This is a genomic window from Emergencia sp. JLR.KK010, from assembly GCF_037018265.1.
In the GTDB taxonomy this organism is placed as follows: Bacteria; Bacillota; Clostridia; order Peptostreptococcales; family Anaerovoracaceae; genus Senimuribacter; species Senimuribacter intestinalis.
In genome coordinates this window covers 1,249,165-1,269,743 of record NZ_CP143550.1, presented here as the reverse complement: position 1 = coordinate 1,269,743, position 20,579 = coordinate 1,249,165, and the positions used below count along the sequence as shown (strand labels likewise).

The following is a 20,579-nucleotide window of genomic DNA, read 5'->3' as shown; positions in this document are numbered from 1 at the left end:
TTGGAACTTTAAATTATTAGGAGGTTTTATGAGTGAAAATAAATATCAGTATTTTCTGGAGCATTTTACCGGACAGCTGCCCCTTGGCGAAGCCTTTGATCTAGTTGAGCGCCAGATTGTAATCGGAGGAAGGCACGGCAGACTATACTTTGTCGATGGGCTCTCCGACAGTGAAAAACTGCAGCTTCTCTTTAATTTTTTACTGGCTGTTCCAGAAGACCGCATGCAGAAAGTAGAGAATACAGAACAATTCGTCGCAGAACTTTTCCCGTTTATCAACAGTTCGATTGAAACCGACATCGACGCAGCAGTGAAGTTTCTCTATTCCGGTCTTTCTCCCATTATTTTAGACGGATTCGATAAAATTATCGTCGCAGATACAAGAAGATATCCGCAGAGAGGTGTTGAAGAGCCGGAAAAGGAGAAAACCTTGCGCGGTCCCAAGGACGGTTTTACAGAAAACTTCATGGATAACCTGGGCCTCATCCGCCGTCGTATTCGTGACAATAGGCTGATTTTCGAGAAATACACAGTAGGTGAAAAATCTCGTACTGACGTAGCGGTCTGCTATATGAAAGGGGCTGCCGATACCGACCTGGTGCAGCGAGTTGAAAAAGGGCTTTCAGAAATCGTAGTTGACAGTGTTTCCATTGGAGATCAGACTATCGTCGAACAACTGATCACAAATTTAACTGGCGGCAAGCGCAGATGGCGACTCAATCCATTTCCTAAGGTGCGCTACACCCAAAGACCTGATATTATTTCCGCCCATCTGACAGAAGGAAAAATTGCTCTTGTCATCGACAATTCACCGACGGTAGTTCTGATTCCTGTGGGAATTTTTGACTTTACGCAAGATGTAGATGACTACTATTTTCCTTTGATTACAGGAAATTATCTGCGCATTCTACGAATTTTCAACATGCTGGTCATTTTGCTGCTGACGCCTATTTATCTGCTCATCGTTGAAGGAGATATTCCGCCGCCGGGTGATATGGACTTTATCACGCCAAAGGATCCTTATGCGCTTTCGGTATTCTGGCAATTTATCCTGCTGGAACTTGCCATCGACGGTCTGCGACTTGCCTCTCTCAATACGCCGGAGTCTCTAGGCATGTCACTTTCTGTCATCGGTGCCCTGATTCTTGGAGAGTTTTCCGTGGATTCCGGCTGGTTTATCCCACAAACAATTTTAATGATGGCAGTGGTATCCCTGGCATCCTTTACCCAGCCAAGTATCGAGCTGTCTTACGGTGTAAAATTTATTCGCCTGCTTATGCTCATCGGCGCCATGCTCTTTGGAGTTGCCGGTCTCATTGGTGCCCTCCTACTGGGTATGTTACAAGTTGCCATTACAAAAACTCTCAGCGGCCATTCTTATCTCTATCCGCTGATTCCTTTCAAGTGGAGCGCTCTCAAAAAACTAATATTCAGGACGGCAAAGTAGCCGCCCTGAATATTTTTTCTTAAAATATTTAAATGAAATTAAAAACCGTAGCCAAAATCGTTGTGATAATGATAGCCGGTACTATACCCTGTAATATAATTAATTACACTTACAACCATACCGATAATGCAAATCGCAAAGATAACCAGTCCGATGATAATCAGGGCTTTTGCCCAAGTCGGCATACCTTTCTGTGCCTGCGGATATTCCTGGCTTCCCTGTTCATAGCGATACTGCCCTGCACTGCCCGCTTCATAAATACGGTACTCTGGCTTTAGCGGATAGTCTCTGCGAATAATCAAATATACAATCACACCGATAAAGCTCGGCACCAGAGCTGCAACAAGTGCCCACAGCCACGGTGAACAATCCACTCTCTTATTGGCATCGCGATAAACTAAAACTGCCAGAAGAATAGGAACCCCTAATGCAAAGATTAAAATCAGCGGAATTATTAAAATCATAAATATGCTTCCAATAATCATATCTTTATCTCCCTTCAAAAAGTCTTTCGACAAATTTCTGCTTATAGTATACCACATTTTATCCTTAGTGCATATGTTATTATTGAAACTTTTAACCCCGAGGTGAACCCATGGCTTATAACACACGAGAGCTTTTCGCCCGCCTGATTCAGTGCGAGGCAGGGGGCGAAGGGGAAGATGGTATATGCGCACGAAATTACCGCCAAAAGAAAATGGAGATTTTATACAAGAAATTTGCATTTTTCCATTGACAAATCCACGCATTGCGTGTATAATATAATTAAAGATAAGGAAAGGAGGAAAGCACATGAATGGGTAAACATGATAAGAAAAAAGACCCGCGATTACATAGTATAGCCGACAACATAATCGCAGGTCTGGTATCAGGACTGGTGCTCCTGCTGGTAGATAAATACCTGCTGTGAGCACCGGGGCGAAAGCCCCCGTCTGACTATATTTTACCCTTAAAATTTTCGTGTGTCAACAGCTATGGGAATCGTAGGATATATTGGCATTGCAGTCATTGTCTGCACAATCATTTACGGTGTTGTTGAACTATGTAAGTATTACAAGGAGAAAAAAGATGGAAAGTAAGATTAAAGAGGCTCGTAAAGCTGCCGGATTAACGCAGAAACAAGTCTATGAGATTTTGGGCATTCCCGCGCGCACGCAGCAGGACTGGGAAGCAGGGAAGCGTACTCCTGCTCCATGGCTTGAAGAGATGGTTATCCGTGAATATCAGCGAATTGCAAAAAATGAAAAGAGCCAGGGTTAATGCCCTGGCTAAAATTTTGTAGTCAAACTAAATCTCCATAGTTTTGTCTGCAATAGAAAAGCCGAAGAATATAAACAGTTTTCTCCTTTTCCCCTACTCTGTAAATCAGAATATAGTTTTTGATTACAGCTTTGCGATATCCTAGCACACGAAGTCGTGAATCACAACACTGCTCATACATCAAAGGCATGCCCTCAAGATTAGTATAGCATTTTTCAACCTCATCGGCAAATGCTGCAGCGGCTGAAGGATTTGCGAGGGAATTTGCAATATATCCCAAAATCCCATCTAAGTCCTGCACCGCCTGCTCTGTTTCAACTACCTTATAACCCATAATTTCCTCTTAAATCGTTTAATGCGGTACGTGCCTCTACAAGCTTTCCTTCGCTAACTTCCGCTTCGGCTTCTGCTAATTTTGCATAAATTTCCTGCATCCATAGTTTTTCTTCATAAGCTTTCATACTCATGATAACCATATCGCCATATCCGTTTTTTGTGATATAAACCGGTTCCATGGATTCATTGCACATTTGAGAGATTGCTGCGGTATCTTTCAGATCCCTTATTGGAATTATTCTTGGCATAGAATCAGCTCCTTTCATGGCATAATTATATCATAATTGTGTCGCAAAGACAAGAACCGTAAATTGCTCTATTTATACTTCTCCCAGTACTTAATCAGCGCTCTTGCCGTCGCCTTGCCGTAAGCCTCTAGCTCTTTCTTCGTGTCAAAGCCTTTCCGGTCGGTCTTGTCATCAATAAAGCCGTATTCCACCAGCACCGGCACGCCGATGCCCTTGAGGAAGTACAGGTCATTGGTGTACTTAACGCCTCTAGTGTTCTGACCTTCCTTTTTCAATTCCGCGATAATCAGATCAGCTAGCACCTTGCCGAGGCGACTCTTTGTCACGGTGCCCTTCCATACCCAGACTTCGTCACCATCGCCGCCACCGGCATTAAAATGTCCGTCAACGGACACTACTCTGTAGCCTTTCGCTTTGTACCTCGCCATGTCAGCAACGTGCGCCGCAAGTGACATGCCGCTACCGTCCTTTTCCGGGTATGCAACCTTGTATGTACGCCCCTTGTGCGCCAGCAATTCCTTTCTGCATGCTGCCATCACGGTTCTCGCCATATCTGCTTCCACAAACTTTCCGCTGACGGCACCGGGGTCGCTGCCGCCGTGCCCTGCAGATAAATAGAATAAAATTGGTTTCTTTGCCATAATACACCTCCAAAATAAAAAGCCCTGCGCACGGCAGGGCAAATTGACTATTGCATAATCTTTTCATTCGTGGTATATTGGAGTCAAGAGGAAAGCCAAGCGGCCGACCCTCTAAGTAGAATTTGAATTATGTTTCAAATAACCGCCTATTGGATTGCAGCCTGGGCGGTTATTTATTTTCGGTGGTTATCCCATCTGACAATCCCAATAATCATCAATACGATGACGAGGATTTCGTAGTCAGACATTTGGTTCCCCTTTCCGAAGGTCAACCGCTTTTATGGCTTACTCTTGACTATATGTATTATACCACGCCTTGTTCCTGCGGACAAGGTTCTTTATTTTTCGTCAACTTCCGGCAGTCCTGCCACGCTGGTAAGCATGGACAGTACACCAGCAAGAATAGCCGCTGATACTGTTACCTGCCAGCTCACATCTTCCAGTACTACGCTTGTCCCAATCATAGCGATAGCTGCCTGCGCCATTGTCTTAATTGCTCTGATTCCTGCCGCTTTAAGCCATGTCTTACTCATTTTCATACCTCCTACTTTCCTTTATGTTCTAAATATGCAATCTCTGCCTTATTCTCATCAACTCGCTTGAAAACAGTTTTCACATCCCGTTCCAATACCGCAGTCCTTTCAATGAGATTGTTATGCTTGTCTTGCTTTTCTTCGAGACGCTGGATGTCTTTTCTTACCTCGCTCAGGGCTGCGTCAACCTTAATGTCCTGCGCTCTTTGCTGTTTACTGGACACTATCAGCTGGACAACAATCAATCCTGCTGCGGTAATCGCCGCTGTCATAATTTCTGTCATATGTATTCCTTTACTTCGCTACTTCTCGCCACAAACTTTCTGTTCCTGTAGCACCCGGTTCCCAAACATTGTTATCGGTCAGTGACTCCCATGTTTTGCCGTTATGTACCACCTTATCGCCCTTGCTGTATGGGTTCGTACTGTCCGGCTGTTCCCAATCCGGGATTACGTCCGGGTTTGGTATCAGCACCTTTGCCCAAAGACTAGGTGCATCTACTGGTGTCCATGATTCTTGTGTGTCGTGCTCCTGCAGGCACCTATATAAGACGCCATCGTAACTAAGCCTGTCCCCAGCCGTTACGTGAATATCTGGGTGCCACTCCGGGTACCAGTCGATGTGCTGCAGCGCCACCTCGTTGGTAGCTGTTGGCAGCGTCTGCTTTATCAAATTAGCAAGTTTCATCTGTTTTTCAGTCAGCATTGCTTAGCACCTCCTGTTGTATTTCATCCACAACGTCATTTTTGATTCTCTCAAGTAAATCATTTGGAATGTCATATAGATTTGATTCTGGCACAGTAACTGTATAGTCCTCAAATATAATATTACCGTCAATCACCTTAACCATCTTTGTTTCAAAATTGTGTTCAATCTCTTCGCTTTCTTCTGTCCACTCAATTACACCCGTATCCGTGAGAGACCTGCCGCGGAGCATCACTTGTGTTTCAAAATCTTTTTGAGCAGAAGGCATCTCATTCACATTTCTCATCATGTAGTAAAATAAAATCTCTTCTGTCTTTAAATCATAGTACAATCTTCGCAAAAACATATTGTTCCTCCTTTAAGCGTAGCATTCTATAAGTTTATTTCCAGGGTTTGCAGGCATAACCATCTCTGATTCTCCTCTACCTACAACTACATAGTTCACTCCTGATAAGTCTGTAGTGTACGTGTATGTGTTTGTTACATAACTGCCAGAACTGTAAATATATCCAGTTATTACTAGCAAGTTGTTTAAAGCTATTTTGGAATCGTAATATCCAGGGTTTGTAAGATTGACTTGCGAAACTACATTATTTGTTACTATATTAAATACTACAAGCTGACTTGCAAACCACACAACTAAATGTTCGTTATAAATATACATCGCCGTTGCATTTATTGAATTTAATACAGCAGTATTCCCCTCGCTTAACAAAGCCTGATATGTTACTATCCACTTATCGCTGTCTGATTTCTCAAGCTTGTATAAAACTGATCCAGAAGAATCAGCTGCTACGCAGTATATACATCCGTCATGATATACTGTACTTGAATACCCTCGTCTATATATATCGCCAGCGTTGCCCGAAATAGGAAAAATACTATATGCTTTACCGCTATCTAACTCCACAAGCACTATTCTGGAAGAATATGAACTGGATTTGTTATATCTCTCAGTGTATACCAGAACACTCTTATCAGGATTATTCTGAAGCGTATAAGTGTATCCGGTACTCCCAAATGCAAATCCACTTAAAATCTTTTTACCTGTTGTTGCATTTACCTGGTTGTTATTTACACTGAGCTCTAGCCAATTCAGAGTCGTACTTTGAGGCACATATAATCTGGCTACTCCGTCTCTTACGTGAACAAAATTCTTTAACTTGATATCAAATACTGTTTTTATTGTTCCAGAAGCATACTTAAATATTGTATTGTTGTCATATACAAATAAAGACCACTGTAGATAGTTACTATAGTCAAATCCAATAGCACAGAATTTTTCTGGTTCCACCTGGAATACTCCGTACACGTCCATCACGCCAGAGTATCCAGACTCAGATTGTAGCACTGTACCGTCCGGAGATACGACTACTACAACTCCTGTTGCATACGACGTACTATGCACAATAGCTACACCACCATCATCAAGGACACACATACCTGGTTCATAGCCTCCAAGAGACACGCTTCCAGCAGTTCCGTATTGTCTTGTTACTATAGGGTCTTCTACACTGGGTATAACATATGCAGCGGTTTTTAATTTCTCTTTAATCATCTTTTTAACCGCTACACCGTTACTTATTGTAAATCTGCCTCCTCCACCGCCACCTATAATTTTCGCCTTTCCCATAATCAAACTCCTGTAAATCTTACGTTAATATCAATATCCGGTATTTCCAGCGCCTTAGCAATCACATATCCGTCAAATGTTTCACACTCCATAATCAGTCCAAATGCCGCCCGCTCGTCTTCTGCCAGTGCTGCGGACGTGATGACTAAATCAAGTACCGGGTTGTACGCCATCTTCATTTCAGTGACGGTTACCTGATTAGTAAACCAGCCCTCTGCGTTCGCCTCAGTGCTCCAGCCAGCCGCCGGGATTGTCGCTGTCAGAATTTGTACTGCTCTGTCAAAAGCCTGCGACGGTGTGCCGCTGGTCAGTCCGTAACGGGCAGCGGTGGCATCGTCAATTTTGCTGCTGCTCTCGATTTCGTCCGGCAGGTTGTCCAAGGTACTTTTGTAAGCATCGGTAAAATCATTCTTTGACAACCCTTTACCTGATACTTTGTCCACCTTTTTGTTAAGCTCGGCACTGGTGTCCGCCGGCAGGTTTGAGACTTTGGATTTTTCAGTCGTGGTATAGTCGTTAGTTGATAAGCCCTTGCCGGCAACTTTATCGACTTTATCATCGAGCATGGTGCCCAGTACCTCCAATCGGACATACAAGGCATCCGCCTGTGATAATGTCAGCTTCCCGGCTTCGTTTACCGCAACTTCGATAGATGATGCTTTGCTAACCTTTACGGCGATATTCCAGTCAATGGAATATCCTGCGGATTCCGCAGCTCCCGGCACGCTTTCACCGCTGATAATATCCGTCTGGGCGATGATATACAGCACTTCTCCGCCGTCTGGGTCCTCTGCATAAATGCCTACCTGATATAAGGTGTACCCTTCCGCAAGTCCGGCATTGGAAAGCATTACTGGAATCGTTGCTGTATTCTCCTCCGATAAATACACAGGTCTTAACTCAAGTGTCTGTTTTGGATCTGAAACCGCTGTCTGTTTAACAAGTTGGGTCGGATTCACCTTTCCCGCACCGCTCCTTGCTGACACAAGCCGCAGCGGTTTTTCCTGTGTCAATAGTTTCTGTTCCAGTGCCAGACCCTGTTCCGTTTTCGTTACATTATTCCACGATGCCATTATATAGCCACCTCCATAGTATAAGTTTTTGATGTAGACACCGCACAAGCATAATAACTACCAGCAATGCCAGTATGTCTATCAAATAAAGAGGAATCATACGTAAGATTGCAAGGTTTAACACGCTCCACATAATCATCTACAGCACGAAGCAGTCCTTTTGCATCCCTGTCTGTTGTTTCCGCTGCAACCCTTACTCTCACCTGCAGAAAATATTCCTCAGGAATCAGCATTATGTCAAAACCATCTTCTCCACAAAGCGCTGTAAGAGTTCTCCTCAGTGTTCGTATTGTAAACGGTCTTTGTTCAGCCATTTTACTCAGAATCGTGTCACGCCGTTCTTTTAAGGACCTATATCCTCTGTGATGGATTTTCAAAATGCCTTCCCATCGCCTGCAGCCCTCTTCATCGAGCGTCTCGATGAACTGGTTCTGCCAAATCGACTCCAGCGTTTTCCAAAGCCGCTCCGCCTGCACCTGTTCTTTGTCCGTTAAAAATTTCATTTCCCGGAACTCTCGTAAAAACTCCGGAAGATATTCAATCAATTTTCTATCCATCGAGTTCCCCCACAATCGGTACTTCGGTATCCGCCATCACATAGTTACCTGATCCGCCGGCAATTGATACCCCCGTCACATCATCAACACCGGGAATGTCCAGCAGAATGCTTTCAATGCGTCCCTGCCGTACTACAAGCCCATCTGTATCCTCCCAAGTCTCACGCAAAGACTTCAAATATGTCTCCACGCTGTCCACGAAAGAATCTTTAATGTCTTCCCAGCTATAGCCATCGGTATAGATAATCTGACAGCTGATAGGAAGCGCGACTTCTGTAGCTGACTCTACAGTAACCACATGTCCGATGGGAGCGATTCCTACGCCGCTGCCGTCTTTTGTAGGGTCGATAGCCTCTTGTACTGCCTCGACTACTTTTGCAGGCGCTGCGCGGTAATCTGTGCCCAGAATGACCAGCTTTACGGTACCACCACCATTCCAAACCGGATATACTTTTACCCCGAAGACGTTGTCCATTTCTCCGACCTTCTCTCGGTATTCAGCTTTGTTGCCGCCGAAAGCCACCTCATCAAAAGAATCGTAGTATCGTTCCCTCAGGTGCTCCACGTCTTCGTCATCGGTACCGGCAGTGATAATGCCAACAATCCCGATTGATTCCAAGCCCGAAACGTCTTCCAAAGGAATCACGTCGTCTACGGTGTTGTTTCCTTCACTCCCTGCTTCTTTACAGGTTAATGCAAAAAATCCATTCCCCAAATTCTCCGTAACCGTGTAGTTCAGTTCTCCAATGCTGAATTCTGTATCTATTGGAATATCAATATTTTCCGGTTCTGCCTGCGCCTTTAACACCGCAGGAATCCCCAGTCTGACAAAGATACCGCGTTCTGCGGCTCTTTTAATCAAATAATAATAGCTGGCAGTGTCCGCAAAAGTCTCTGACAGTAAGATATCCATGTCAACGTACATCTGCGCGTTTTCCAGCGCCATAGGCGCCACCGCATCATAGATTACAGAGCCTTGCCGGGTATCGATGGTTTCGTCCACCGTGTCCAGCATTTCTTCCATCAAAGATTCATAGGTCTTCTCCTCAAACATCGATTTCCACCTCCTCTACTTCAATTTCTTCACCGTCTACGCAGGTCACTGTTAGCGACAAATATAACTTTCCTCTCTGCAGCTTTTCCTCCGTAAAGGTCACTGACTCAAATCTATCGTCGGCGAGTATGCCCTCTCTGATACTGTCCCTTACTTCAGACTGCACCAGCGGCGGTTGCTCACCGATTAAATCCACCAAAGCGCAGCCGTAGTTTTCATCGTAAATCAGATACTCTTCCGCTTCTGTCATGATGATTTTCTTGATGGCCTGCTTTCTTGCTGTCATCTCATCGACAAGTCCAGCAATTCGCAGGTTCTCAAAATCCAGCTGATAGGTCTTATCGGGAATCACGCCCTCTTCAAAATCGTTTTCCTGTTCTTCGTCCAGTTCGTATGCATCAGGATTTGGAATCATTTATACCACCACCTTATCAATCACCAAGTAGCGCTGACCGCCTGCCTGACGAATCATCACTGCAGTGTCGCCCTTCTTTAGGGCATTGTGTATCGTCACCTTCGACTTGCCTACACTTCCGGGAAGCGTAATCTCTGTCTCGTAGTCTGAAACATTTCTTCCCAAAATCAAAAAATCCTCAGACAGCGTCAGCTTCTGAGAAACTTTTATCTTTAATGGTTTTACCGAAATCACAGTTCCGGTAATAATATCACAAGGCTTTCCTGCAGCCACAGCCTCCGCTGCTATCTGCTTAATTAGTTGTGTCATGTTAGTAGCTGCTATCGAAATCACCTCCACTTAGTTCTAAGTCCATGGTATGCTGGCCAGCAGAAAACTCATGGGTCACTTTGTCCACCAGAAGATAGTTAGACACCTTCACATCGTAAATCGTCATTAGCACCGGAAGTAGACACCCTGCACGCACCCTCGTCGAGCCGAAAGCACCAGATATCTTAAGCGTCCGCGCGACTTTGTTGTACATCTTCAGGAGAACTTTTCCCTTTAGTTTTGCTACCTTTGGATCATCAATCTTCTCAAAGTACTGCAAAAGTCCCCACTTGTTGATTGATTTGGAGGACTTGCTGACATATAGGTCTAGGCTGCCGGTTTCTTCATTTTCATAGGCAAGTTTAATCTGGTTATACACGCCGTCATCGATGGAACGGCTGTAGTTATAATCCTGGCCAGTTTCGCTGTCGATAAGGACGTTGACTTTCCACGGCTCCCTGAGCCTGAGCTTTCCAAACTCATCATACAATGTATAGATTTTTCCCGTACTCATCAGCGTCTCGTCCAGGCTGTTTCCCACAATGTCAAAGAGGGTCATGTTGTCATCGATTCGGCTGAACGCCATTTTCGTATTGGCAAGGGTTCCTGCCTGCAAACCAAAATCCTTTGCAATCATTCTGATGAGCTGCGTCGTCGTTTTTTTCTTGTACATGTATGTATCTTTGTTCTTGAAGTACCGCAGCTGGTCGTACACCGTCACATCAAGGCTGCCGTCCTTTTGCGGTTTCAACGTAAAGATAAAGCCAAAAAAGAAATTGGTGCTACCTACTTTCAGCGTAACTGAGTCACCATTGTAAATCTTCCGCTTGCTGTCTTGGATTGTAGTGAATGTCAGTTTCCCAGGGGCATTTTTGCGCTCCCAGGTGACCTTCATGCCGTCTTTTACCGGAAGCTCGTAGTATTTGTCGTTATGCTTAACAATCAGCTGTATTTTGACCGTATGCACCTTTACTGAGGATATTTCATACTCCTTAACCTCCTGGCTGACCTTCTTGTCCAGCTTCTCCTGCTGCGCCAGCACTTGTTTCAGGTATTTTAATTCCTCAGCTGAATCCTTTTTCTTACCGTCTTTTTTCGTACCAGAAGAAGTGATATGCTCATGCACGAGTCCAAATCCTGTTACGTAAGAATTGCTCAAAGCATACTGCCGGCGCGCCACACTGTTTGTGGTATTCCCCTCAATAGTGTGCAGCGTCTGACCACTGACTTTCTCTACAATGCCTACATGGTTGCCGCCGCCGAAGAAGACGATATCATTTCGCTTTGGAGTATAAGAACCGCGCCCTTTGTACCTGCCCTTGTTCTTGAACCAGGTCATACCGGTTGGCACATAGGCAAACTTCGGCACAACAGAGGTCTTAACTCCGGCTTGATTCGCACACCAGCTGACAAACATGGCGCACCACGGTCCTTGTGTCCCATACCATTTGCCGTATTTGGTGTTACTCTCTGAGGCTTTATACCCAAGCTCGCCCTTTGCCACATCAATTAAGTCAGACATAACATCACCCCTTTGGTATGGTCAGCTTTGTTCCCGGAAAAATCCAGTGCCCTGTGGCGCTGGAAGCATAGCCGTGTTTCTTAGCTGTCTTTTCAATGGTAGATTTATTGGCGTTGTAAATGGTCTTCCACTTACTGCCGCTGCCTAAAAACTTCTTGGCAATCGCCCAAAGGGTATCCCCGGACTTCACCGTGTAGCTGCTACCCTTATTTTTCTTTGAGCTGCTTTTCTTTGACTCTTTCTTTGTCACTTTTGATTTTGACGATTTTTTATCTTTCTTCACTTTGATTGTCGTCACACCGTATTCCCGGTACTCCTTCAGCTCAATGGAGACTTTCACATCAAAGCCCTCCTTTGCGTCCTCTGTGACAGTGTAGCTTTCAAGCGTCACATCTAGGGACGTATCAAAGAGACTATTTCCTTGCGGATCCGTCCTAAGCAATTTGAATTTGAATGGTTTTTTCTTTGCCTTTAGCTTTTCGAATTGCTCTAGAAAATAGGACGGAGCTCTAAAAGTCCCGTCCTTGTACAGCGCAAAGGGGTACGCTTGGTTCGGCAGCAGTACCTCAAAGCTGATATCTGTTAGCTTATTGGGCTTAATCTGATTGACCTCAGCCTCGTTGATTAGGCTGATGGTCTGATTACCGCCTTTTACTTTTATCTGCACCTTTTCCGGCGTCACCGGCATGAGTATCTTATTGAGATAAAGATAATACATTTAGTGCACCCCCTCTGCAGTTGAAATCATTTCCTCCTCCAGCTTACCCTTCAGTTTAGCTACGATGCCGTCGATATCGTCATCAGAATTGATATTGTTGTTGTTTGTCATGTCGATTTTGATTTCTGTTGCTGTGTAGCGGTTAATTGCTTTCTCTGAGGCAAAATCACGGATGTATTTGAGGTTTGCATTGGTGATATCGAGAGCATCGGCAATCTTCTTCGTGTTATCGGATGTCGAGCTCAAATCTGACAGTGCCTGATCCGATAATGCCTGGTCATTTCCAGAGGATACATCTTTTTCATTTTTCGCTTGCTGATAGGCATTTTTTGCAGCCTTAACAGATTCATCAAATTCAGCCTTGTATCCTTCAAGTTTTGCATCTCGATCTGCCTTCGATGCTGCCAGCTGTTTCTTATAGTTATCAAGCTCTCCCTTTCGCGCCTGCTTAGCCGCCTCATTTTCTGCGGCAGCTGTCGTAGCAAAAGTCACATGTTCTATCGCCTCAATGTTGACGCCTGGAATCTTGTTAAGAACGCTAATGAAGTCATTGATGATATCAATAGCGCCGTTTATCATCGCCTGCAGTATTGATAGAACCCCAACTTTCATATCCCCCATGAAGTTTGCGATAGCGGTACCCGCACTATGCCATGCACCTTTCAGCGCATCGATTAGATTCATCACAGCATAGACTCCTGTGAAAAAACCAAGTTTCACCGCATTCATTCCGACAAGTAGATACGCCTTACAAATTTCCCACGCATTTTTTAATCCGCCAACAGACTGAATCCAATCGTACATCAGCCCAACCAAAATGCCGATGCTTAGCGCCAGCCATATCACCGGATTGGCCAGAAATGATGCGGTTAACGCCTGTGTTGCAGCAACCGACAGCCATACTGCTGCGGTGTGAATCGCCCAGGCCCCCGCCAATACCGCCACGCCGGCTGCGACACCGACGATTACAGCACTGATTGTATCCGCATTCTCGGTCAGAAAGGCAATAATATCATTGAGTCCTGACGCTACACTTGTAAGTATCGGAATCAGATTTTCCGCAAGAACTCCGGTAAACTCCAGCCAGCTTTCAGAGAGCAACCTTGTTTGATTCGCCCAGCTATCAGAGGTTCTTGCAAAGTCTCCTTGTGCATCAGCGGTGGTGCTCATCAGATAGTTATACCTCAGCATAACCTGCTCCGCCTGAGACATTTCATTGTAGGATTTCTCAATACCCTGTGAAAGTGCATAAGCTTCCAGATTGGCTACTGACATATTAATGCCAAGCTGCTTCAGCGGTTCGGTCTCGCCCGAAACACCAGAACGTATTTTTTCAAAAGCAGTTTCCAGATCCAGATTGTAGAACGATGCCATATCTCCGGCAAGTCCCACCATATCCTGCGACATCTCAACAATCGCATCGCTCGCCATGCCCGAAGATTTAAGCATTGCACCAATTGTTCCTGCGTACCGTTTTGCGCTCACCTCATTCATGCCATAGGCTTCCAAACATTCCCTTGACCATGAGTTTATGGACTGCGCTGAATTACCAAAAGTAACGTCTACGACATTCTGAACTTCTGCCAGATCCGAAGCATAATCAATGCCCACTTTTATTTGTTCGAAGGCCTTTCGCGCAAGCGCAGCAAGACCTATTGCCTTCGCCATCCTGCTAAATGCATCAGAGGATTTTTCCGTACGAGATTCGAGTTCCTCTAAGGAATCACCCATTCTTAATAATACACTACGTGCTTCGTTAATTCTCTCCACGTTGATTGCATTCCCCGTTGCGGTATTCATCGACTCACAGCTATCCAGAACAATACTCATTGCGCGATTCATGGCGCGTAAGGGACCTGACATATTATCCACAAGCGTAAGCTGTGTCTTAATATTCGCCATCGTTTGCCCTCCGTTCTAATGCACTGCCGGTAACGAGGACCCTTCTCTTTACCGCTTGCATTATTTTTTACTCTTTGCCGCCTCTTTCTTTTCTTGATCAACTTTAATATCAATCGCAGCCATGATATATGCCTGCTCATAAGGCGTCATAGAAAGAAATACATTGGGCGGCCAATGAAATTTATGGAGACAGTAGTAAGCATAGCTTGACTCTGGGTCGTCTCCGTGTATTAGTTTTTTGCTTCTTCAATCATTTCATCAGTGGACTGAAAGCCGTTTGCCTGTAAGACCTTGGTTGAATAATCTTCAAATTCAGCAGGCGTTAGCATAGTTGTAATAAGCTGTTCTGCACCCATCACGCCATAGCTTTTCTGCAGCTCTGCATCGTTTAAATTTGGGAAAACAGTGCATCGTACAGCTACCTTTGCAAGGTACGCATTGGCATCAAAATCCTGTGTAAACTGCCCTTTCTTTCCGGGTACCTGAATCATGTGCATACAGGATTTTCTAAGCGCAACATTTTCTGCCGCTGTGATGCAGCAAATTTCCCAAGGTACACTTTTATTCGTCTCCGGATCCACAAAGCGGTTTGACGCTACATAGGTTACGTTATCAACTTTCTTCGCATTCTGTGAAAGAAATGCGGTCAATGTCTTTGTCATAAATCTAAATCTCCTTTACTGCTGCATTCCATTTAGCATGCTAAACGTTTCCGGTAATTCCCAATCGTCGAAAGTACCTTCGATATCTTCGTCCAAATTGTCGGCATTTGCATCAAACTTCGCAAGAATGCCGCCTTTGAGAAGACAGCCTTTTAAAATTACTGTCTGTCTGCCAACAGAAGATGTTAAATCTTCGTTGGATATCTGAATATCAAACGGCTCCATGCGACCGGTTCTCTTGTACTCAAGAAGTACCTGCCTCATGATTGACTGATTATAGTGTGCGGTGCCCTTCCAGGTTCCCGTCCAGCCCGCAGGTTTGTTTCCTTTACCAGTTTTTCCAAGGATTGGAACGGTTGCCACGTTTATGTCCATATTAGATTCAAAAGAATATATCTGCATGAAGCAGTACCTATTTCCTCCCATCATGATATACGCCGAAGCCTGGGAGCCCGAAACCGAGTCGAGAGCATTCATAATTGCTTGATCCATGTTCTATTCCTCCTTTACGCAACAATTACGCTCATGTAGAGCTGTGTCATCGCATTGACGATGTTCAGATTTCTTACGGTGCAAACTACGGATTTCTTTGTGTTCCCCTGTTCCACTGTCACTGTTTCCGGGTCAAAATCTTCTATTGCTCCGATTGCTTCCAGTGCCTGATGCAGCTTACATACATCATTCCATAGGGAAATACGGCCAGCTGCATCGTTGGCTACTGTACCCAGGTACCTTGTGTTGAAAGTAACAGCCATATCATTTGCAATCTGGTCAATCACTCTAATAGTCTGATTGTCTGCAAACAGCTCGTTTTTCTCATCAATAAAAGTTACATAAGAATTGATGTCCTGCAATACTCGAATCTCCGAGCCTACGCGATGGAACGTAAATTCTCCACTGCGGATTGCTTTCACAAGTTGTGCCTGTGTATAATCGCAAGCGATGGTAAATTCTCCATCATACTTCTTGTTGGTATTAGACGCATTGACTGCACAGCCTGCAGATGCCCCAGTTGCCCAGTACACTGCAGATTCTTCCGGCCAATCTGCATCCGTTGTCGCGTTCTTTACGTTGATAACGCCTTCAAAGTCTGCCGGCGCATTATGCATAACCAGCTGGAACTTCACGCCTATTTCATCGCGCATGCGCTTCACGTAGTTACCACAGAGGTCTTTCATTTTCTCATCACCGGTGACAATTCCCATCACATTAAAGCTGTAGCTTTCAGCCTTATCCAAATAGGTCTGGTAGGAATCACCCGTTACCTCACCATTTGTTCCTCCGGTTAAAGATGTGCCTGCAGTTTCCTCCAAAGTTGCGTCCTTTTTCCAAGTGAAAAATTCATCGTCTTTCAGTTCAGCTGCCGTGGCAACGGTCTGCGTACTCAGCTTTGATGTTCCTAAATATCCGGATACATCAAACTTACCAGTTTCATCAACGCTGTTTGCAATGATGACTCTCAGGTCATTTCCACGCACGCCGCTACACTTTGCGGTCGCAAATTTACACGTAGCCTTTTCGCCGCTGTTGAGCCTGTAAGCATACAGAACCTTTGCATAGGCGAACAGATCACGCAAACCTTTCATCTTCTCGTGGGTGTAATCATAACCGAAGATGGAAAGAGATCTGTTCTGAAAATCTTCCGCAGTCACTTCAAATATTTCTCCATCGGGTCCCCAGTCTAGTTCCAGCGGCATACTTGCATAGCCTCTTTCACTCAACCTTGCATCGGCGCTGCCGGTTGAAATAAAGTTGATATATGCGCCGGGCAAAACCTTGTCCTGCGTTGTCCAAACTCCTCCGCCAAATGCCATTTACTTCACCTTCCTTTTTAAAAATTCTGCAAGCCTTGCCTGTGCCTCGTCGACAGAGATTTTCTCCCCATCGCAAATTAAAGCAGCCAAGGCATCTTTCCTGTTATCAAAATAGCCGGAAGCAAGCAGGGCTTCTTTTGTAAAAGTCTCCTGCGGCTCCGGCATTTTCTTCTTTGTTGTCATACGCTTATCCTTTCAGGGTTGTTTCAGTTCCCTCAAATTCTTCCATCTTCAGCTCGTCAGTTGTCCTGTAGCTGAAGAAGTTATAGTTTACTGTAAAGGTCAGCACCTCGTCAGAAATATCAGCGTTCATTTCTGTTCCGCGCATTAAATCGCTGTCAACGGTAATCATCTCCAAGCATGCGAAGAGACGCTCCGCCACATTTGTACATTCTGCGCGCGGCTCATCCGCCGCAGTCAAATACTGGATTGCAAACTGATTTTCGTGATAGTACCGCCTACCTCGGAACACTCTCGTGTTCGGACTTATACAGAACACAAAAAAACAAGGCTCTTTCATGCCCTGCATCACGCTTTCTGTATAAAGGGTGTATTCGTCTCCAAATTCTTCGCTGAGTGTGGCTAAAATTCCATCTATAATCTTTTTTATCATTTTAGCCTCTCCTCCATCAGCTGCTTGATTTTCTTTTCAAGAATAGCAGGACCGTCACGCTGAATCTCATCTACAGAAATAGTCATCATCAAATGCCCCGGTACCCAGCCACCGTTTACGGTTCTGTGCCCATATTCCACATAGCTGGCATACTCGACAGGATTCTTAATCTCTATCAGGCAAGCACTAGGGCTATGATAGATTTTATACTTTCCATCCTGAGACCAGCCTTTTTTAAGAGTGCCGCCCTTCTTTCCGGATTTTTTTGAATACACACCCACAGGCGTTCTTTTTATGACCTTCCTGATAAGGCGCTGGGCAAGTTCCTTTGCGCAAATATCCATAATCTCGGACATATTATCCGTCATAGCCTGCAAGCTATCTGCAAAGGCTTGCAGTTCCGAAAAATCACATCCTCCGCTTCGTCCCATTATGTCCATCCCTCCCACAAATCCAGTGCAACCTCCTGATGGGTCGCATACACCGCCGGCTGTCCGCTGCGACAGTAGTCCTGCGTCAAACCGTTTTGGGTGACTGTAATCTTACTGCCAGGCATGACATCAATTTCCGGCGCCAAAAACAGCTTGATAACCTGCTGTCTGCTGGTGCCGGTTTCCATCTTCTCTGCCGCCGGTGCGCTACTATAGGAAAGCCTGCACGGCTCATCTTCCAGCAAGATAATCTCACGATGTCCCGTTGCTTTGTTTGGTTTCATGTAGGGCTCGTAAATTGTAATGGTGCAGGTGCCTTCGTAGAGCAGCTCGATGGCTTTTCTTCTCTTTACCAGCGCAATCTTCTGAAGCATAGCAGCTCATCCTTTCCTGTCTCGCTGAGTCGTTTTAGCAGTATTTGAAACTTTGCATCGTCTGACAATGCGTTATCAAATGAAATGCTGACATCGCCTTCACTGACAGATGCCAGCGCTTCACCGAGATCCAGTGATTCCAAATTCAGCAGCCCAAAGCTATATTTTGTTTCGAGAAAGTCACTGCAGACCCAATCAATATGCACATATTCAAGTTCCTGCGGAACTTCTGGCTGATTGCATTCATTTCTAATGGTCTGTGCCACTTTTTCAATTCCAAATGCAAGAGCAAGAGAATCCTCTTCAGTGACTTCGTATCCAAAAGTCTTAAGCCTTTCCTTTACCTTTTCCAGTAGGTCCACTCTTATCACCGGCTTTCTTATCTTCCTCCGGCACCGGTGCGTCTTCTGGCTCTGCCTGTTTCTCAGGTGCCTTTGCCGCATCAAAATCGGACGACACAGAGGCATTCTCCCCATCATCAGACTTATCTTCCTCCGGCACCGGTGCGTCTTCTGGCTCTGCCTGTTTCTCAGGTGCCTTTGCCGCATCAAAATCGGACGACACAGAGGCATTCTCCCCATCATCAGACTTATCTTCCTCCGGCACCGGTGCGTCTTCTGGAGAAACTACATTCTGAGCATTGTTAGCCTCTTGAGAACTATCATCCGCAGCCTCGTCAGGGGTTACATCCAAATCCATTGGTTTTTCAAGCTCGGAAGTTCTCGTTAAACGATCCTGTTTATGTCTTCTCAATAGCATTCTTCATCACCTACGCTTTAAACTTCGCCAAAACAACCTTAGAATCATTGGATAAGACCGCAGTGTAATGTTCATCCGCAGAAATTACAGTGGTCTTTGCGAGAATATCTCTGTCATCTTCCATCATTACATCCCTCTTCATGTAAATTGTTAATGCTGGAGCTTCTTCTGCAACCCCATCTGCAGTAGGGTCTTCATTAGGGTCTTTAGCGTCTACTACTACAATCGGGTTTTTATAAACGCCATCTTCACCTAGTACAATTTTCTTAGATGGAACAACCTGACAGCCTGCAATGGATCCGATTGTTCCCGTCATAATAACATCCATCGGATATTTGTTTCTGTCCTTGAAGTTATCATCAAGTCTCAGTGTAGTTACCTGTTTCGGATTTACAAAAATAATTTTATTAGTCGGTGTATCCGATTCATCTTCAAATAAGTCAACCGCCTTTACAACGCCATCATAGCTGATTGCTGCTGCTGAGCCGTCATAAATCAGGCTTGCACTTGCTAATGCATCGTAGCAATCATTATCTACCTTTGCTGCGATAGCTTTTGTCAGCTGACTGGTTGCTTCTCCTACCGGATCACCATATCCGGAAAGTACTGCCTCGTCCGTAAGTTCTACTGCTTTTCCTGCTTTCTTTACAGTCGCCTGTGTAGTGCTGGTAGTCAACACGGTTGTGCCCATTGCCACGCCTTCCGCTACGTCCTCTGCATCACCAATGTACGCATATTTCGGTACTGTGATGGTATTTCCCGGCTGACCTTTCAGTGTGTTATCAATTCCCGCAATCGGTGAGAATTTGATTTTCTTCGGCAGCTTCGCAGAAACCATCGCTGCCATAACCTCTGGATTGATTAAGTTCGTCAATTTTGTCTGAGCCATAATATTTCCTCTCTTTCTTATTCTCCCGCTGTCCCTGCGAGAGCATCATAGGTTTCTTTGTCGGTATTGTAGAGATTCAGTCTTTCTTTGTAAGACATCTTATCAAACTCCTTCTTTGTGATTGGTGTTGGTTTACCATCACCCGGTTCTCCCGGAATAGCCCCTCTAATGTTGGGCTTGCTTTTCTTCTCCTCTTCAAAGAGGAATTTGCTGTCATCAGCACTTCTTAAAGTCTTAATCTGAGCATCTAGTCCTTTGATTGTACCGTCATCAAGAAGCTCCGCTTTATCCAAGTCCTTTAGTAACGCCTTAACTGCAGTTAGGTTCTTCGCTTTCGCTCCCGTTAAGGCTTTTTCAATCGCAGCATCTACTTTGATTGCCTGATTATCCTTCTGTAACTGCTCAATGGTTTTCTTTAGATCCTCAGCACTTCCTACGGACTTTTTCAGCTCATTCAGCTGCTTATCACGATCAGAAACGGTATTCTTTAAGTCATCACGCTCTTTCGTAATCTTTTCCAGCTCTCCTTTTGCCGCCTCGATGTCTTTTCCATTTTCTTCCATGATTTTGTCAATCACGTCTTTCTCCAAGCCTAAATCTTCCAAATACTTTCTCTTCATTTCTTTTTTTCCTCCTACGTTTTTTACGGGTTCACTTCCCTCGGCTGGACACTTTTACGCCTTA

The 20,579-nt window shown here is 44.9% G+C and carries 30 protein-coding genes; 2 read left to right on the top strand and 28 right to left on the bottom strand.

The window, feature by feature from the left end; all coding sequences use genetic code 11:
- Positions 1–28: 28 nt before the first annotated feature.
- Complete coding sequence (locus tag V1225_RS06080; RefSeq protein WP_160202479.1) at positions 29–1,447, top strand: spore germination protein; 1,419 nt, start codon at positions 29–31, stop codon at positions 1,445–1,447.
- 38 nt (positions 1,448–1,485) lie between these two features.
- On the opposite strand, the gene V1225_RS06075 is transcribed toward V1225_RS06080, so the two are convergent.
- Positions 1,486–1,911: a PLDc N-terminal domain-containing protein gene (locus V1225_RS06075; RefSeq protein ID WP_160202478.1), complete on the bottom strand. Its 426-nt coding sequence runs from the start codon at positions 1,909–1,911 to the stop codon at positions 1,486–1,488.
- A gap of 604 nt (positions 1,912–2,515) precedes the next feature.
- Between V1225_RS06075 and V1225_RS06070 the strand changes: the two genes are divergently transcribed.
- On the top strand, positions 2,516–2,707 hold the full coding sequence (locus tag V1225_RS06070; protein WP_160202477.1) for a helix-turn-helix transcriptional regulator: 192 nt from the start codon (positions 2,516–2,518) through the stop codon (positions 2,705–2,707).
- Positions 2,708–2,729: 22 nt separating this feature from the next.
- On the opposite strand, the gene V1225_RS06065 is transcribed toward V1225_RS06070, so the two are convergent.
- The 27 genes from V1225_RS06065 to V1225_RS05935 form a co-directional block, all read right to left on the bottom strand.
- The gene (locus V1225_RS06065) at positions 2,730–3,041 is read right to left on the bottom strand and encodes a type II toxin-antitoxin system RelE/ParE family toxin (RefSeq protein WP_338547884.1); all 312 of its coding nucleotides are present in this window, start codon (positions 3,039–3,041) and stop codon (positions 2,730–2,732) included.
- Positions 3,031–3,291, bottom strand: coding sequence for a type II toxin-antitoxin system Phd/YefM family antitoxin (locus tag V1225_RS06060; protein ID WP_338547882.1), 261 nt, complete (start codon positions 3,289–3,291; stop codon positions 3,031–3,033). The genes V1225_RS06065 and V1225_RS06060 overlap by 11 nt, the downstream gene beginning before the upstream one ends.
- A 68-nt stretch (positions 3,292–3,359) precedes the next feature.
- Entirely contained in the window at positions 3,360–3,932 is a 573-nt protein-coding gene (locus V1225_RS06055) for an N-acetylmuramoyl-L-alanine amidase (RefSeq protein ID WP_338547880.1), read from the bottom strand.
- 338 nt (positions 3,933–4,270) lie between these two features.
- A complete protein-coding gene (locus V1225_RS06050) occupies positions 4,271–4,465 on the bottom strand; it encodes a holin (RefSeq protein ID WP_338547878.1) in 195 nt (64 codons plus the stop codon).
- Between the two features lie 11 nt (positions 4,466–4,476).
- Complete coding sequence (locus V1225_RS06045; RefSeq protein ID WP_338547876.1) at positions 4,477–4,749, bottom strand: hypothetical protein; 273 nt, start codon at positions 4,747–4,749, stop codon at positions 4,477–4,479.
- 10 nt (positions 4,750–4,759) lie between these two features.
- The gene (locus V1225_RS06040) at positions 4,760–5,170 is read right to left on the bottom strand and encodes a carbohydrate-binding protein (RefSeq protein WP_338547874.1); all 411 of its coding nucleotides are present in this window, start codon (positions 5,168–5,170) and stop codon (positions 4,760–4,762) included.
- Positions 5,160–5,516 carry a hypothetical protein gene (locus V1225_RS06035; RefSeq protein ID WP_338547872.1) on the bottom strand — a complete coding sequence of 119 codons (357 nt, stop codon included), beginning with the start codon at positions 5,514–5,516 and terminating at the stop codon, positions 5,160–5,162. The genes V1225_RS06040 and V1225_RS06035 overlap by 11 nt, the downstream gene beginning before the upstream one ends.
- Positions 5,517–5,528: 12 nt before the next feature.
- Entirely contained in the window at positions 5,529–6,803 is a 1,275-nt protein-coding gene (locus V1225_RS06030; RefSeq protein WP_338547870.1) for a hypothetical protein, read from the bottom strand.
- A gap of 2 nt (positions 6,804–6,805) precedes the next feature.
- A complete protein-coding gene (locus V1225_RS06025) occupies positions 6,806–7,876 on the bottom strand; it encodes a hypothetical protein (RefSeq protein ID WP_338547868.1) in 1,071 nt (356 codons plus the stop codon).
- Positions 7,876–8,433 (bottom strand): putative phage tail protein, encoded by a 558-nt coding sequence (locus V1225_RS06020; protein WP_338547866.1) that lies wholly within the window; start codon positions 8,431–8,433, stop codon positions 7,876–7,878. Before V1225_RS06020 ends, V1225_RS06025 begins: the two co-directional genes overlap by 1 nt.
- Positions 8,426–9,487 (bottom strand): baseplate J/gp47 family protein, encoded by a 1,062-nt coding sequence (locus tag V1225_RS06015; RefSeq protein ID WP_338547864.1) that lies wholly within the window; start codon positions 9,485–9,487, stop codon positions 8,426–8,428. The genes V1225_RS06020 and V1225_RS06015 overlap by 8 nt, the downstream gene beginning before the upstream one ends.
- The gene (locus V1225_RS06010) at positions 9,480–9,902 is read right to left on the bottom strand and encodes a DUF2634 domain-containing protein (protein ID WP_160202464.1); all 423 of its coding nucleotides are present in this window, start codon (positions 9,900–9,902) and stop codon (positions 9,480–9,482) included. The genes V1225_RS06015 and V1225_RS06010 overlap by 8 nt, the downstream gene beginning before the upstream one ends.
- Positions 9,903–10,211: a DUF2577 domain-containing protein gene (locus tag V1225_RS06005; protein WP_160202463.1), complete on the bottom strand. Its 309-nt coding sequence runs from the start codon at positions 10,209–10,211 to the stop codon at positions 9,903–9,905. It lies immediately after the preceding gene.
- A 1-nt stretch (position 10,212) separates the two neighbouring features.
- Positions 10,213–11,733 (bottom strand): CHAP domain-containing protein, encoded by a 1,521-nt coding sequence (locus tag V1225_RS06000; RefSeq protein ID WP_160202462.1) that lies wholly within the window; start codon positions 11,731–11,733, stop codon positions 10,213–10,215.
- A 4-nt stretch (positions 11,734–11,737) separates the two neighbouring features.
- The gene (locus V1225_RS05995; protein WP_251616233.1) at positions 11,738–12,451 is read right to left on the bottom strand and encodes a LysM peptidoglycan-binding domain-containing protein; all 714 of its coding nucleotides are present in this window, start codon (positions 12,449–12,451) and stop codon (positions 11,738–11,740) included.
- Positions 12,452–14,353 carry a hypothetical protein gene (locus V1225_RS05990; RefSeq protein ID WP_338547859.1) on the bottom strand — a complete coding sequence of 634 codons (1,902 nt, stop codon included), beginning with the start codon at positions 14,351–14,353 and terminating at the stop codon, positions 12,452–12,454.
- A gap of 230 nt (positions 14,354–14,583) precedes the next feature.
- A complete protein-coding gene (locus V1225_RS05985; protein ID WP_338547857.1) occupies positions 14,584–15,015 on the bottom strand; it encodes a phage portal protein in 432 nt (143 codons plus the stop codon).
- Between the two features lie 15 nt (positions 15,016–15,030).
- A complete protein-coding gene (locus V1225_RS05980) occupies positions 15,031–15,507 on the bottom strand; it encodes a phage tail tube protein (protein ID WP_338547855.1) in 477 nt (158 codons plus the stop codon).
- Between the two features lie 14 nt (positions 15,508–15,521).
- The gene (locus tag V1225_RS05975; protein WP_338547853.1) at positions 15,522–16,829 is read right to left on the bottom strand and encodes a phage tail sheath family protein; all 1,308 of its coding nucleotides are present in this window, start codon (positions 16,827–16,829) and stop codon (positions 15,522–15,524) included.
- Complete coding sequence (locus V1225_RS05970; RefSeq protein ID WP_338547851.1) at positions 16,830–17,012, bottom strand: hypothetical protein; 183 nt, start codon at positions 17,010–17,012, stop codon at positions 16,830–16,832. It abuts the gene before it with no gap.
- A gap of 4 nt (positions 17,013–17,016) precedes the next feature.
- Entirely contained in the window at positions 17,017–17,442 is a 426-nt protein-coding gene (locus V1225_RS05965) for a DUF6838 family protein (RefSeq protein ID WP_338547849.1), read from the bottom strand.
- Positions 17,439–17,873 carry an HK97 gp10 family phage protein gene (locus V1225_RS05960; RefSeq protein WP_338547847.1) on the bottom strand — a complete coding sequence of 145 codons (435 nt, stop codon included), beginning with the start codon at positions 17,871–17,873 and terminating at the stop codon, positions 17,439–17,441. Before V1225_RS05960 ends, V1225_RS05965 begins: the two co-directional genes overlap by 4 nt.
- Positions 17,873–18,247 carry a hypothetical protein gene (locus V1225_RS05955; protein ID WP_338547845.1) on the bottom strand — a complete coding sequence of 125 codons (375 nt, stop codon included), beginning with the start codon at positions 18,245–18,247 and terminating at the stop codon, positions 17,873–17,875. The genes V1225_RS05960 and V1225_RS05955 overlap by 1 nt, the downstream gene beginning before the upstream one ends.
- Positions 18,223–18,618, bottom strand: a complete 396-nt coding sequence (locus V1225_RS05950) for a hypothetical protein (protein WP_338547843.1) — start codon at positions 18,616–18,618, stop codon at positions 18,223–18,225. Before V1225_RS05950 ends, V1225_RS05955 begins: the two co-directional genes overlap by 25 nt.
- Entirely contained in the window at positions 18,575–19,006 is a 432-nt protein-coding gene (locus V1225_RS05945; RefSeq protein ID WP_338547841.1) for a hypothetical protein, read from the bottom strand. Before V1225_RS05945 ends, V1225_RS05950 begins: the two co-directional genes overlap by 44 nt.
- A gap of 10 nt (positions 19,007–19,016) precedes the next feature.
- Positions 19,017–19,895 (bottom strand): N4-gp56 family major capsid protein, encoded by an 879-nt coding sequence (locus V1225_RS05940; RefSeq protein ID WP_338547839.1) that lies wholly within the window; start codon positions 19,893–19,895, stop codon positions 19,017–19,019.
- Between the two features lie 17 nt (positions 19,896–19,912).
- On the bottom strand, positions 19,913–20,515 hold the full coding sequence (locus V1225_RS05935) for a phage scaffolding protein (RefSeq protein WP_338547837.1): 603 nt from the start codon (positions 20,513–20,515) through the stop codon (positions 19,913–19,915).
- Between the last annotated feature and the right edge of the window lie 64 nt (positions 20,516–20,579).